Genomic DNA, 14,104 nt, shown 5'->3' on the forward strand with positions numbered 1-14,104 from the left:
AGTCCCGTCACAATCGGACCCTGGATCTGCCGGGCCTGCTGCCCTGCCTCCGTTTGCGGCCGGGCAGCAGATCCTCGGCCATGGCCGCGATCTCCTGGCAGAGGAGGGAGCGCGGATTCTGCTCGTGCAGGGTCTTGCCCGCCAGCATTGCGGCATCGGCGGTGGCCCGATCATCGCTGAGGACGTAGTCGGGGGTGACGCGGACGAAGCGGTTGAGGACCTCGCGGATCCTCGCCTCGGGCGGATGACCGACCGCGCCGGGTCGCAGCTTCGTGATCACCAGACGCACCTTCTCCCGCAGCTCCTCTGCCCGCGGCGTGCCCAGCAGCTTGACCAGACGCTGCAGACCGATCGGCTCTCCTGCAGCGAGCACGAGAACGACATCGGCCGCCTCGAGCGCCGCCCGGGTGGCGCAATGCCGGTCGTAGAAGGGGTCGGCCATCTCGTCATCGGGATCGACTCGGTCGCTGACGTCGACGACGACGAGGTCGTAGAGCCTCGCGAGCCGATGAAGCACGGCCTCGAGCACTGACGCTCGGATCTCCGGCCATCGCTCGGGCTTCGTCAGTCCCGTGATCACGTGGAAGTCCTCCCGGACCACGGCGTGGGGCACGGAATGCCCGTCGAGGTGGACGGACCGATCGGACTGCGCCCGGCACAGGCTGGCCAGATGCGAGGATTCCTCGGTCAGCCCGAGCGTGGCTGCGACCATCCCCGAAACGGTGTCGGCGTCGACGATGACGGAGCGTCGGCCGAGGCGGGAGGCCTGGTCGGCGAGGTTGACCGCGGTGAGGGTCCGCCCCGGCGAAGAGCCGGTCCCCCACACCGCGATGATCCTCCCCTGTCCTCCGACCGGGCCGGGAGGCGCTGTCGGTCGTGGAGGAACGACGGTGGAGGCGCGGAGATCGTCGAGCGCCGTGGCCAGAGCGGCCGCATCGACGTCGGTGCCGACCCGGACGGTGATGCCCAGCCCGGAAAGCGCGTCGGCATCATCACCGAAGCCGAGGACCTTCGCCCCCGTGGCCGCGACAGCAGCGACCACCTCGGCATCGAGCCCCGGGAAGTAGCGGCCGATGATGACGACCTCGGCGCTGCCGGTCCGACAGTGGGCCAGCAGCTCCACCTCGTCGGCGGGACGGGCGACGATGGTGACGTCGTCGATGTCGCTGAGGAGTTCGAAGAGGATGAGGTCGTATTCGAAGTCGACGGCGAGCAGGACCTGAGTCATCATTGCCCACTGTCTGCCGCGACCGCCGCGGGCGCCCCCACCACGGAGAGCACGCTGCGTCCGTCGAGGGCGGCAAGCACGTCGGAGAGCTGCCCGGTCCCGACGAAGACCTCGATGCGCGCTCCGTCGCCGACTCCGAAGCTGCCCACGTCTCGCGTGATGTGGGCGACGGGCGCGGATTCGACGAGCTGACGCGGCGCGCTCCCGTCATCGTCGAGGCCGTTCTGCTCCGGCTGCGCCCACACATCGACGAGGCTTCCCGCGGCGACGACGCTGGGGACGGAGCCGGCGACATCGATGGCGACGACACGGCCTTCGAGCTCCGTCAGTGGCGCGACCGTCGAGGCTGCCAACAGCTCCCCCGCGGCCACGACGCTGCGCACGCTCGTCCCTGCAGGCAGGGCCTCATCCGCCGAAAGGTATTTGCTGCCGATATCCGCGAGATTGACCTCGGCCACCCTGAGGTCCGTCGCATCAAGGACCTCACCGGGGACGAGAGCATGAGCGCTTGCCCAGACGCGGGTGGTGGAATTCGCCGAGGTGATGAGCAGATAGGTGCCGACCACGGCGAGGACGACGAGCATCGCGCCCGCAAGAAGCCGGGTGTCGGTCCATTTGGGGCGGCGGATTCGTTTCGAGAGCTCCATTGCATCTCCAGATTCGCGGAAGTTTCGCTGACAGAAACTGTTTCTCAGTGATAGTATTAGGCATCAAATGATGCCAAAGCAATGTTTTTGGCAAAGTGAATCAACAAGCAGACAGACATCTGGAATGGGAGAAGTCACCACATGGTCGTCGAAAACCGCTTCCTGCCGCTCACCGATGTGGCCGAACTGCTCAATGTCTCGATCGCTCAGGCCAGGGCCCTGGTCCGCTCGGGCGACCTCCGTGCGATCAAGGTCGGCGGCCGCGGCCAATGGCGGGTCGAGAAGTCGGAGATCGAGGCTTATATCCAGCGCATGTACGAGCGCACCGAGCACCAGATCAAGACCGGCTCGATCGAGGACTGACTCCAACTCTGCCCGTACCCCAAGTTCCACAGCCGACTCACCCGAAGGGGTTGGTTCGGGCGTGGACGGCGGTGATCGCGGCGAACGGGACGATCCGGCCCGCGATCTCGACATAGTCGGCACCGACGAAAATGCAGCGTCCGCGTGTCGGCCCGGGACGGTCTGCGACGTCGATCGCCACTTCCTCATGCATTGCCGCCCAGCGGCGCAGCGCCGATCCCAGACCCAAGCGCTCGAGCCCTCCCGCCTCGATGCGGTGGACACGTGAGTCCGCCCGCAGCCCGCGGATCCAGTTGATCGCAATGACGGAGGCCTCGGCTCCGTCGACGACAAGGATGTCCCGACCGAGGAAGTCGGCCGTGCCCGCGATCTCCCGCCCCGGCAGGACCACCTGCACCGCCTGCCCGAGCGCCCCTCTGATCCTTTCCAGCAGTGTTCGCTCGGCGGCCTGAGCGGCTACTTCGTCACCGAACTCTCCCCTTCTGGCATGCCGTTCGGCGGCGGTCTCGGCGGCTTCGACGTCCGCCAGGAGTGCATCGATGCGATCATCCATAATCGCTAAGCCTGCCCCAGCTGTAGTCGACATTCAAGAGCCGGAACGAAGCGCGTGAGAACTACAGTCGTGTAGTTAGTCGTGATCTATTGACAGCAAATAACATCTAACGACATCATTGGAATCAATATCCAATGGAGGATGTCTAGATGTATCTCTTGATCGCATGCGCAGGGTCTTGGCTGGTTCTGCTCGGTTCACTCTGCACCGCGTGGACACAGCTGCCTCAGCCGCGGACGACGAATGATCTCGTCGTCATCACCATCATCGGCGCCGCCGCTGTGGCATTCTCACGTCTCGGCCTCGTCTCCCTCCTCACCCTGCTGCTGCGGATCCTTCCCTCCGGCCGCTTCAGGGCGCTCCTGGCGGACTGCCTCGTCAGAGCGATGCCGCGGCTTCTCGCTTCGAGCGTGCTCGCCGCAGTGTCGGCCGGTCTCGTCGTCCATGCCGCGCAGGCCGCTCCGGTCGCCGGAGACCTCGGAGACGCGATGCCCGCGGCGGGCCCGTACACGGCGACCGCTGCGCCCGCCGATCCCGCATGGCCGACTGTCGAAGGCGGCGCCTCGGCCGCCGATGGTGAGTACTCCGATGGCGATTCGCCCGCGGACGACGAGCTGCATGATCCGGCCTGGCCCACCGAACCTCCGAAAGAAGCCGCTGCTCCGCCTGAGGATCCGTCTGCACCACCGCGAACCGACCACCGGGAACCCGCCGACGACGTGCACGATCCCGCTGCTGCCGAGGATCCCGAATCACGACCGGATGTTGCAGCCCCCTCGCCGACTGTGCACGTGGTCGAGCCCGGGGAGAGCCTGTGGTCGATCGCCGCCGAACTCGTCGATGCCCCAGAGGACACCCCGCAGCTTGTCGACGACGTCTATACCGCCAACCGCGAGATCATCGGGCCCGACCCGAGCCTCATCATCGCAGGTCAGAGATTGGAGATTCAGCCATGACCGCCCCGCTCACTCTCACCCGTCCGCAGGCGCCGCAAGCTGCGCCCCGGCGGAACTCCTTACCGCTGTCCACGTCCCCATCGGGACGCAGGGTGAGCGCACGGGTCAGCGGACATGACGATGAGTCCGTGGACGAACGGCAGCGGATAGCGGCCACGGCCGCCTCGTTGGCGGTGGCCTGCCTCGAAGTCCTCGCCGGAGTCCGACGCAGCGACACGATCGCCCGCTGGGTCGATCCCGAACTGCTGGCGAAGATCGATCACCGCGCTCAGCTGCGCGCAGAGGTGGCGCCGCGACATCCGGCCAGCGGTCTCGGCGCGCAGCCGGCGGTGCAGCCGGGGAGGGCACATGTGTGCCAGGTGAGTCCCGGGATCGCCGAAGTCACGGTCATCGTCCGCAGCCCGAACCGCATCCGGGCGGTGGCAGTCCGTTTGGAGCTGCTCACCACCCGGTGGACGCTGACGGCGCTGCAGACGATGTGAAGTCTGCGCGCCCCTAAGTCAGCTCTTGGCCCTCTTCTTCGCGCGTCGCTCGGCCCGATTGGCCGGAGCCGGCTCGTCGTCGTCCTCGGATTCGGAGATCGAGGAGGAGCCGTTCTCCGATGGGGCCGACAGCTGCATCTTCGGGGTCGTATGCCGCAGTTCCTCGGCGTCGACTTCGACCTCGGAGTCGTCCCCGGACTCCGCCGGTGAGGAGCTGACCTGGACCTTGAGCGTATTGGTGAGGCGGACGACGTCCTCCTTGATCCCATCCTGCATGGTGGTGAACATGTCGAAGCCCTCCCGCTGGTATTCCACCAGCGGATCACGCTGCGCCATCGCGCGCAGTCCGATGCCGTTCTTCAGGTAGTCCATTTCGTACAGGTGCTCGCGCCAGCGTTTGTCGATGACGGAGAGCACGACACGGCGTTCGAGTTCGCGGGTCGCATCCTCACCGAGTTCTTCCTCTCGCTGGGAGTAGAAGACTTCGAGGTCCGACTGGATCTCCGTATTGAGTCGATTCTTCGTGAGGTTGCCGAGTCCGCCGACCTCCTCGGCGAGGTCTTCGGAGGTGATCGACGGAGTATAGATCTTGCCGAGGGCTTCGAAGAGTTCGTCGACCTGCCAGTCCTCGACCGGTCCTCTCGTCGCCTGGGCGACGTAGGCGTCGATGATCTCTTCGCGGAAGTTCGCGACCTGCTCTTTGAGGTCGGCTCCGTGGAGGACGCGGCGACGTTCGTCGTAGATGACGGTGCGCTGACGGTTGAGTACGTCATCGTATTTGAGGACGTTCTTGCGCTGTTCGGCGTTGCGCTGTTCGATCTGCGACTGGGCGGAGAGGATGGCGCGGCTGACCATCTTCGACTCCAGCGGCACATCATCGGGCACATTGGCCGTGGCCATGATGCGTTCGGCGGCGCCGGAACCGAACAGGCGCATGAGGTCGTCGGTCAGCGACAGGTAGAAGCGGGATTCGCCCGGATCGCCCTGACGTCCGGAGCGTCCGCGCAGCTGATTGTCGATGCGGCGGGATTCGTGGCGTTCGGTGCCGAGCACGTAGAGGCCGCCGAGTTCGACGACCTCCTCCGCATCGGCCTTGACCTTCTTCTCCGCCTCCTTGAGCACGTCCTGCCATTCGGCTTCGTACTGGTCCTCGTTCTCAACCGGATCAAGACCCCGCCGCTCCATCTCTGCGACAGCGAGGAATTCCGCATTGCCGCCGAGCATGATGTCGGTGCCTCGACCGGCCATATTCGTGGCCACGGTGACCGAGCCCTTGCGCCCGGCCAGCGCCACGATCGAGGCTTCCCGAGCGTGGTTCTTTGCGTTGAGGACTTCGTGCTTGACCCCGCGCTTGGCCAGATGTTTGGAGAGGTATTCGCTCTTCTCCACGCTCGTCGTGCCGACGAGGACCGGCTGGCCGACCTCGTGTCGAGAGACGATGTCGTCGACGACGGCGGCGAACTTCGCGACCTCGTTCTTGTAGACGAAGTCCGACTGGTCGACACGCTGCATCGGCTTGTTCGTGGGGATCGGCACCACACCGAGCTTGTACGTCGACATGAACTCCGCGGCCTCGGTCTCTGCCGTACCCGTCATGCCGGAGAGTTTGTCGTAGAGGCGGAAGAAGTTCTGCAGAGTGATCGTCGCCAGGGTCTGGTTCTCGGCCTGGACCTGGACGTTCTCCTTCGCCTCGATGGCCTGGTGCAGGCCTTCGTTGTAGCGGCGGCCCTTGAGCACACGGCCGGTGTGTTCGTCGACGATGAGGACTTCGCCGTCAAGGACGACGTAGTCCTTGTCCTTCTTGAACAGCTCCTTGGCGCGGATGGCGTTGTTGAGGAAGCTGATGAGCGGAGTGTTCTCCGCGTCGTAGAGGTTGCCGATGCCCAGGTAGTCTTCGACACGTTCGATGCCGGGTTCGAGCACGCCGACGGTGCGCTTCTTCTCATCGACTTCGTAATCGCGATCGGTCTTCAGCCGCTTGACGACCTTGGCGAACTCCCCGTACCAGCGGTTCGCATCGCCTTCGGCCGGGCCGGAGATGATCAGTGGGGTGCGTGCCTCGTCGATGAGGATCGAGTCGACCTCGTCGACGATGGCGAAGGAGTGTCCGCGCTGGACGAGTTCGTCGGCTGACCAGGCCATGTTGTCGCGCAGGTAGTCGAAGCCGAATTCGTTGTTCGTGCCGTAGGTGATGTCCGCAGCGTACTGCTTCCGGCGCTGGTCCGAAGGCATGTTCGCCTGAATGCAGCCGGTCTCCATACCGAGGAAGCGGAACACACGGCCCATGAGCTCGGACTGGTAGGTGGCCAGATAGTCGTTGACCGTGATGATGTGGACCGGGTCCCCGGTCAGTGCGTTGAGGTACGCCGGCGCGGTGGCCACGAGGGTCTTGCCCTCACCGGTCTTCATCTCTGCGATGTTGCCCAGGTGCAGAGCGGCGCCGCCCATGAGCTGGACATCGAAGTGACGCAGGCCCAGGGTGCGGCTCGAGGCCTCGCGCACGGCGGCGAAGGCTTCGGGCAGCAGGGAGTCGAGGCTCTCTCCGTCCTTGTAGCGCTCCTTGAACCTGCCGGTTTCCTCACGCAGCTCAGTGTCGGACATCTCGCTGAACTCGTCGGACAGCTCATTGATGGCATCCGTGTATCGGCGGAGCTTCTTCAGAGTTCTGCCTTCACCTGTGCGCAGAAGCTTCTCGAGGAAATTAGCCACTTTTCTCCTAATCGGCATGACTGCCGGACAACAACTCGAACGACTGTATAGTCTCTAGCTTAATGGCAGGTGAGTGCCTTCGAGGTCCACTCCGCTCAGGCCCAGCCATGTGGCCATCGCCTGGAGCTCTTGGACGAGCTCCGCTGTGTGCTCCTCCCCCGGCTCCCATGTCACCCGGTGTGCACGCAGGGTGCCCGCCGCACGGTCCCGGTGCAGATCGACGCGGCCGACGAGCCGATCACCGAGGAGGAACGGCGTCACATAGTAGCCGTACACGCGCTGCGGAGCGGGGGTGTAGATCTCGATGCGGTAGTGGAAGTCGAAGAGCCAGTCGATGCGCGGCCGGTAGAAGACGAGTGGGTCGAAGGGAGCCAACAGTGCTCGCGCGTCCACTGTGCGCGGGGTGCGTGCCTCATGCCAGCGCAGGGCGGTGACGCCGTCGACCTCGACTTCGCGCAGTTCACCAGTGGCAAGCAGTTCCGCGATGGCGGTGTCGGTGGGTGCGCGCAGCTGTCGGAAGTAGTCCGCGATATCGTCGGGACGGGCGATTCCCAAAGCACGTGAGGCGGTGCGGGTCAGGGCGAGGACGTCGTTGTCGACGCCGGAGACTCCCCGCTGACGGGAAGCGACGGGGTCGAGGCCGAGGTCCGGGTTCTCAGGGGTCCCGAAGGCCAAGGGGATCTCGGGCAGTTCCGGGGACACGTGTTTCGTGCGTGCGTAGATCCGTTCGAAGTGATCATTGCGCCCGGAGGCGCTGATCACGCCTCCGGCGAACAGCGCCTCGAGGGCGAGTTTGACCTGGCTGGGGTTCCAGCCCCAGTGCCCCCGGTGCCGTTCGGGCAGATCATGGTCGACGAGTTCGGAGACCTGGCGCGCCGTCTTCGGTCCTGCGGCCAGCACGTCGAGCACGGAGGTCTGCAGCCCACGGAAGGCGGCACCGGATTCGGGGTGCCGTTGTCCGTAGTCGTTGCGCCACCACTCGGCGCGGTTGCGTGCGAAGTGGTTCCACGTCTGCGGGGGCACGAACGCCGCCGCATGGGCCCAGTATTCGACGCCCATCCTCGGCGAGGAATAGAACAGGCGGTCGAGCGTCTCGCGTGGGTACGGTCCCAGGCGGGAGAAGAATGGAAGGTAATGGGAGCGGACGACGCGCGCCACGGAGTCGATCTGGGTCAGCCCCATCGTGGCGAAGACTGATCTCAGGTGGCGAGCCGTGACCCGCTGCGGTCGCGGCCGGTCGAGTCCGGCCGCCGCGATGGCAGTCCTGCGTGCCTGCGCGCGTGTCATCTTCTGCATGATCCCACGCTACATTCCCCTCCCCTATTACTACGTGACGGCGGCCCAGCAACCTCGCGCGAGGTTGCTGGGCCGCCGTCGGGTAGTAATAGGGGAGGTTAGTCGGCTGCTTCTTCGAGTTCGCGGTCGAGGGCGATGACTCCGTAGCTCCAGCCCTTGCGGCGGTAGACGACGGAGGGCTTGCTCGACTCCTCATCGATGAACAGGTAGAAGTCGTGACCGACGAGCTCCATCCGGTTGAGGGCCTCTTCGATGCCGATCGGTGCGGCGGTGAAGGTCTTCTCCCGCAGGACCACCGGCGAATCGCCCTCGGCCTTGATCCGACCGTTCGTCTTGTCGACGTTCGTCGGCTGATCGTCTGCCGCGGCCGAAGAGTCGGCGTCAGGGTCGGGAATCAGCGGTTCGGCAATCGGCATCTTCGCCAACGCTTCGGCGGTGGATTCCTTGCGGTGGTGACCCGAACGCGGAACCTTGTGCCGATCTCTGGCGCGCCTCAGCCGCTCGACGAGCTTGGCCCATGCCAGATCGAGGGCCGCGTATTTGTCGCTGGCCATGGCCTCAGCCCGAATCGCCGGCCCCTTCGCCACCACGGTGAGTTCAACCCTCTCGCTCGTCTCGGGCTGGCGGGAGTTCTTCTCGTGGGTGACGTGCACTTCGACGCGCTGAGCTCGGGGAGCGAGCTGTTCGACCTTCGCGATCTTGTCCTCGATGTGGGCTCGAAAGCTGTCGGAGATGGTCAGTTGACGGCCGTTGACAACGATGTCCATGATGTGTCCTTAGCGACTCGCTCGTCGGATTCATCCGATCCCATGCCCTTGGATGGGTAAACACCGTTATACAGTAAAGGGAGAGACAAATCGAGTGCCCCCGCGGCCGAGCCCGAGAACGGCTCCTGCAGCGGGTCTGATCTGCACCGATGCTAATAATCGTGCGCTTTCTGCCAAGGTCGCACCGGTCGTGGAGAAGTCATCGACGAGGATGTCCGCCGAGGCGGCCCGCCGCCGGTCACGCGGTTCGGATGACCGAATGATCTCCAGTTCCACCGCATCGAGATGCTGGGTGCGAGAGGCGTTCTTCGACCGCTCCTTCGCTCCGAGCCCGACCTGGTCCCGGGACCGTTCGGCCCGCAGCACGTCATGGACTTCCAACGGCAGCTCCGGGGCCAGCTCCTGCGCCCTCCGCGCCAGAGCGGCGGTATGGGAACCGCCGCGACGACGCCTGGCACGAGCTGAGCTTGGGGCCGGGAAGAGTCTGATCGCCCCTCCCCTGTAGCCGATGAGGTCGAGGGCCGCGACGACCGAGCGGTTCAGGGCCAGTGCCAGGGGATCGAGGATGTCGCGGCGGCCTCCGTCCTTATATCCGACGACCATCCGCGAGATGCGCGAGTTGTATTCGCAGACGCCGACGATCGGAATCTGACCGTAGCGCGGCTCCATCGCCCGCGGGATTCCGCCGAGCAGCTGCAGGCAACTCGTACACAGCGAGACGTTCTCCCGCCCGCATCCGGCGCACCGTCGGGGCAGGAGCAGTTCGCCGACCTCCTCGAGCAGCCCCATGGGAGCAATCTACTATGCGCCCGCAACCCCACGGGCCCAGCGGTCAGCCGGGGTAGGACGGATCCTTCGCCGCAACATCGACGAGTTTCTGCCACGCATTCGAGTTATACGAATACAGCGCCCCCTCGGAGCCGGTGACCAGGATCGAGCGGCCATCGGCGCCACCGGCGATACGGCTTCCGCCGGAGACCTCACCGAGCTGCTCCGAGGGACCGGTGACGCCGATGCGGAACGGCTGCGCGGAGTCGCCCTCTTCGGCCGCCAGAGCCACCAGATTGGTCGAACCGGCCCAGGAGACGTCCTTGACCTCGTCGAAGTTCGCGCCTACCGAGATCGGGGTCTCGGAAGCGTGGCCGGACGGATTGCCGGCCTTGTCCCGGGGGATGCCCACGACGTCGATGCGGTCCGGTTCCCCCTTGTGGCGACTGAGCAGGGCGACTCGGGTGCCGTCGCGGGAGACTTCGACGTCGGCGAGCTGCCTGCCGGAGAGGAAGTCCACGGCCACGGTGAAGACCTTGCCGTCACGGCCCACCGCCTTGAGCTCTCCCTTGTTCTTGGCTTCCCCGGTCCACGTCATGTTGAACCGGTCGATACTCGGACGCACGAGCTGTCTGCCCTCGAGGATCGGGGTGGCGTCGACCGCGTCAGATTTCAACCGCATGAGTTCCCGGCGCTCGTTCTGCAGGTACACGTACAGGGAATCATCGAGCGAGACCGCAGGATCGCTGGCCTTCTTCCCCTTGAGGTTCGGACTGTTCTCGACCTTGGCCACGGTGGTGCCCGAGACCCGGGAGAGCCGGTTGTCGGCGAGCACCACGGGAGGACCGTCGACCTGGATGGACGTGTCGGTCTTCGGCTGCAGGCTCGCAGAGATCGTCTGCCCGCCGATGCTCAGTTCGATGCTCGAGACCGAGGGGATGACCTGAAGAGTCGTTGAGATCTGCTGGCGGATCAGCCCCTTCTCCCGGTCCGAGAGGGCGGGGCTCTGCGGTCCCAACGACACATGTGCGACCCCGTTCTCGATCGTCACGACGTTCGATTCGCTGAGCTTCGCGCCGTCCGGGACAGCGGTGATCACCGCGCCCGACAGATACGGGGCCGGCCCGCTGAGCAGTTCGTTCATCAGCGCAGTCGGGGTCGATGAGGAGCGGAGGAACCACCGGGAGTCGGGGACGAGATACGAGTAGTCGGAGGTGAAGAACTGCAGCGAGTAGTTGAGGAAGATCGTGCGGAAATCGGACTGGCTGATGAGCAGGCCGTCCGGGGCCGAGGAGATCCGCCATTCGCCGTTCTCCTGCCGCAGCGAGAACTCCAGAGTCGACTGGGTGCCGGGTTTCGTCGAGTTGTACACGCCGGAGGAGTCGACGAGGCCGACCACCGGGGCCGACATGCTCAGGGTCTTCTGGTCGGAGGTGACCTCTTGGTTCAAGGAATCGATGTCCGTGTCGTTGGGCAGCACCGATACGGATTCCTGCGGACTCCACTCCTGCGCCTCGGCCTCGGTGAGGAAGGAACGGGCGACGGAGAAGTTGTTGCCGGTTCCCGCGCCCGCGGCGAGGAATCCGCGCACGATCTCCGAAATGCTGTCGCCGGGTTCAGGCCCGTCGGGGATGCGGGCATTGCTGGCCCCGGGATCCCCCGAATCGTCTTCGATGTGGCCGACCGGTGAGGAGGTCGGGATCGACGAGCAGCCGACGAGGGCAAGAGAGGCGAATACGGAGACCAAGATCGTCCGCATGCGGAACCTTCGTGACTGCAGCGATGTCATGATCGGCCTCCTTCGCCTTCGCCATCGGTCTCGGCGGCGTCGCCGAGGCGGTTGTCGTCCTCATCGGAATCCGCCGCCTCGGCGGCATCGGTGTCCTGCTGTTCGTCCTCGGCGGCCATCGTCTGATCGGTTTCAACGACGATCGGGATCGACCCGGTCTGGATCCGCACGGATCCATCGGAAGACAGAGGACCGGCGACGAGGGCGGCACCCTGGATCTGCGCATCGCGGGGCGGCAGCGGCAGCGGTGAGGAGGTGATCTCCTGATCCGGGCGACGCGGAATCGTCAGACGGAAACAGGACCCCTCGCCGGGTTTGCCCCAGACCTGCAGCCACCCGCTGTGCAGGTGAGCGTCCTCGAGTGAGATCGCCAAGCCCAGCCCGGAACCGCCGAGGGTGCGTTTGCGGGCCGGGTCGGCGCGCCAGAACCGGTCGAAGACATGCTCGACCTGTTCCAAGTTCATGCCCACACCGTGGTCGCGCACGCTGACTGCGACGGCCTCGGCATTGGAGGCGACATAGATGTCGATCGGGTTGCCCTCACCATGCTCGATCGCATTCACCACGAGATTGCGCACGATGCGGGTGATGCGCACCCGGTCGACCTCGGCCATCACCGGCGAGGACGGGGCGTGGACGACGATGCCCGTCGACATCTGCTCGGCGACCATCGACACCGTCTCGATGACGGAGGTGACGATGGCCCCGATGTCGACGGGTTTGGCCACGAGCGCTGCGGCACCGGCATCGTAGCGGGAGATCTCGAGCAGGTCGGAGAGCAGATTGTCGAAGCGTTCGGCCTGCGAGTTCAGCAGCTCGGCGCTGCGGGCGGTGACGGGGTCGAGTTCGTCACGCGAGTCGTAGATGAGGTCCGCGGCGGCGCGGATCGTCGTCAGCGGTGTGCGCAGTTCGTGCGAGACGTCGGAGACGAACTGACGCTGCAGCACGGACAGCCGTTCCATCTGCTCGATCTGATGCTGCAGAGTGTCGGCCATGTCGTTGAAGCTCTCACCGAGCACCGCGATCTCGTCGTTGCCGTGCACGGGCATGCGTTCGTCGAGGTCACCGTCGGCGATGAGGCGGGCGACTTCGGCCCCCGTGCGCACAGGGGTGACGACGAGGCGTGTGACGATCCAGGCGACGGCACCGACGAGGACGACGAGGACGAGTGCGGCGACGAACATCGACCTCTGCACGAAGTTCAGGGTGTCCTGCTGTTCGCTGAGATCGCCCAGGTAATAGAGCTGGAATTGGCCGGCGCCCGGGATCTGCAGCTCCTGGGTGATGAGCAGTCCGGGGCCGTTGCCGTCCGGCAGACTCACTGATTGGTAGAGCTTGTCATCGGTCGGGGCTTTGCGGATGGCTTCGCGCAGTTCGTCGGTGACGGGCACCTTCGCCGTTTCCCCGTCCTCCTCGGCGACGCCGGCGGTGATCGTGGTGAACGAGGAGTTCGGTTCCTTCGGCTCCAGTGTCAGCGAATACACCGACCCGGCCGAACGGTTGTAGATCGACGACAACTGCGAAGACAGGGTGTCCTGAGTCACCGCCTGACCATCGACGGGAGCCAGAGAACGCAGCTCGGAAAGGATCGACCGGGCCTGTGAGGACAGAGAGTCCAGACGGGTGTCAAAGAGGCCGCGGGCGATCTGCTGGGACATATAGGTGCCGACTCCGAAGATCGCCACCGAAGTGAGCACGATGGTGAGAGCGACGATCCTGACCTGCAGGGAGTGGCTGAACGATCGAAGGATGAAACTCCAGAACGTTCGCAGTGCCGAGGCCGCGGTGCGGATGGGCCCGCCCGCTGCCGACCCGGAACTCACGCGGCTCTGCCGGCCTTATAGCCGACGCCGCGGACAGTGACGATGATGTCGGGTTTCTCTGGGTCGCGTTCGATCTTCGACCGCAGCCGCTGCACGTGCACGTTGACCAGTCGAGTGTCGGCGGCATGACGGTAGCCCCAGACCTCTTCGAGGAGAGTCTCACGAGAGAACACCTGCCAGGGTTTGCGGGCCAAGGCCACCAGCAGATCGAATTCGAGGGGAGTCAGCGATACCGGGGAACCGCCCTTGGTCACGGTGTGGCCGGCCACGTCGACGACGACATCGCCGACGGTCAGCAGCTCCGGGGCCTGCGGTTCGGAGATCCGCAGGCGGGCACGGACACGGGCGATGAGCTCCTTGGGTTTGAATGGCTTCGGCACATAGTCGTCGGCACCGGATTCGAGACCGAGGACGACGTCGACGGTGTCCGATTTCGCCGTGAGCATGATGATCGGCACCGAGGACACCTCGCGGATCTCTCGGCAGACTTCGAGACCGTCCTTGCCCGGCAGCATCAGGTCGAGGAGGACGAGGTCCGGGCTGACCTTCTGGAACTCCTCGAACGCCTGGTCGCCTGTGGCACAGAAGAAGGGCTCGAAGCCTTCACTTTTGAGCACAATTCCGATCATTTCGGCCAAAGCCGTGTCATCATCAACTACGAGGATTCGAGCGTTCATGCTCCCATTGTCCCTTATGTTCGCCTGTTCTTTCGTTCCCGACACT

13 protein-coding genes are annotated in these 14,104 nt (G+C 65.1%); 3 read left to right on the top strand and 10 right to left on the bottom strand.

The features are described 5' to 3' along the window. Positions 1–7: 7 nt before the first annotated feature. Both ACSE4D_RS01645 and ACSE4D_RS01650 read right to left on the bottom strand, forming a co-directional pair. The gene (locus ACSE4D_RS01645) at positions 8–1,231 is read right to left on the bottom strand and encodes an AAA family ATPase (protein ID WP_436326550.1); all 1,224 of its coding nucleotides are present in this window, start codon (positions 1,229–1,231) and stop codon (positions 8–10) included. Beyond that, positions 1,228–1,875, bottom strand: coding sequence for a hypothetical protein (locus ACSE4D_RS01650; RefSeq protein ID WP_436326551.1), 648 nt, complete (start codon positions 1,873–1,875; stop codon positions 1,228–1,230). Before ACSE4D_RS01650 ends, ACSE4D_RS01645 begins: the two co-directional genes overlap by 4 nt. A gap of 141 nt (positions 1,876–2,016) precedes the next feature. Here ACSE4D_RS01650 and ACSE4D_RS01655 point away from each other — a divergent pair, with 141 nt between their 5' ends. Then, positions 2,017–2,238, top strand: a complete 222-nt coding sequence (locus tag ACSE4D_RS01655) for a helix-turn-helix domain-containing protein (RefSeq protein WP_135538160.1) — start codon at positions 2,017–2,019, stop codon at positions 2,236–2,238. Positions 2,239–2,275: 37 nt separating this feature from the next. On the opposite strand, the gene ACSE4D_RS01660 is transcribed toward ACSE4D_RS01655, so the two are convergent. Next, complete coding sequence (locus tag ACSE4D_RS01660) at positions 2,276–2,791, bottom strand: hypothetical protein (RefSeq protein WP_436326552.1); 516 nt, start codon at positions 2,789–2,791, stop codon at positions 2,276–2,278. Positions 2,792–2,940: 149 nt separating this feature from the next. Between ACSE4D_RS01660 and ACSE4D_RS01665 the strand changes: the two genes are divergently transcribed. Next, the gene (locus tag ACSE4D_RS01665; protein WP_436326553.1) at positions 2,941–3,747 is read left to right on the top strand and encodes a LysM peptidoglycan-binding domain-containing protein; all 807 of its coding nucleotides are present in this window, start codon (positions 2,941–2,943) and stop codon (positions 3,745–3,747) included. A gap of 92 nt (positions 3,748–3,839) precedes the next feature. Continuing rightward, positions 3,840–4,229, top strand: coding sequence for an Rv3235 family protein (locus ACSE4D_RS01670; protein WP_436326554.1), 390 nt, complete (start codon positions 3,840–3,842; stop codon positions 4,227–4,229). A gap of 18 nt (positions 4,230–4,247) precedes the next feature. Here the strand turns inward: ACSE4D_RS01670 and secA are convergent, their stop codons facing one another. From secA to mtrA, 7 genes are all read right to left on the bottom strand, one after another. Continuing rightward, complete coding sequence (gene secA / locus ACSE4D_RS01675; protein ID WP_436326555.1) at positions 4,248–6,938, bottom strand: preprotein translocase subunit SecA; 2,691 nt, start codon at positions 6,936–6,938, stop codon at positions 4,248–4,250. Between the two features lie 54 nt (positions 6,939–6,992). Further along, positions 6,993–8,234: a winged helix-turn-helix domain-containing protein gene (locus ACSE4D_RS01680; protein ID WP_135538150.1), complete on the bottom strand. Its 1,242-nt coding sequence runs from the start codon at positions 8,232–8,234 to the stop codon at positions 6,993–6,995. A 98-nt stretch (positions 8,235–8,332) separates the two neighbouring features. Then, positions 8,333–9,001, bottom strand: coding sequence for a ribosome hibernation-promoting factor, HPF/YfiA family (hpf, locus tag ACSE4D_RS01685; RefSeq protein ID WP_135538148.1), 669 nt, complete (start codon positions 8,999–9,001; stop codon positions 8,333–8,335). A gap of 66 nt (positions 9,002–9,067) precedes the next feature. After that, positions 9,068–9,790 (bottom strand): ComF family protein, encoded by a 723-nt coding sequence (locus ACSE4D_RS01690; protein ID WP_135538147.1) that lies wholly within the window; start codon positions 9,788–9,790, stop codon positions 9,068–9,070. A gap of 43 nt (positions 9,791–9,833) precedes the next feature. Further along, the gene (locus tag ACSE4D_RS01695; protein WP_425119473.1) at positions 9,834–11,558 is read right to left on the bottom strand and encodes an LpqB family beta-propeller domain-containing protein; all 1,725 of its coding nucleotides are present in this window, start codon (positions 11,556–11,558) and stop codon (positions 9,834–9,836) included. Beyond that, positions 11,555–13,381, bottom strand: coding sequence for an MtrAB system histidine kinase MtrB (mtrB, locus tag ACSE4D_RS01700; protein WP_436326556.1), 1,827 nt, complete (start codon positions 13,379–13,381; stop codon positions 11,555–11,557). The genes ACSE4D_RS01695 and mtrB overlap by 4 nt, the downstream gene beginning before the upstream one ends. Next, a complete protein-coding gene (gene mtrA, locus ACSE4D_RS01705) occupies positions 13,378–14,058 on the bottom strand; it encodes an MtrAB system response regulator MtrA (protein WP_135538143.1) in 681 nt (226 codons plus the stop codon). Before mtrA ends, mtrB begins: the two co-directional genes overlap by 4 nt. Positions 14,059–14,104: the final 46 nt, after the last annotated feature.

The organism is Brevibacterium sp. FAM 27836, from assembly GCF_051351055.1.
Lineage (GTDB): Bacteria > Actinomycetota > Actinomycetes > Actinomycetales > Brevibacteriaceae > Brevibacterium.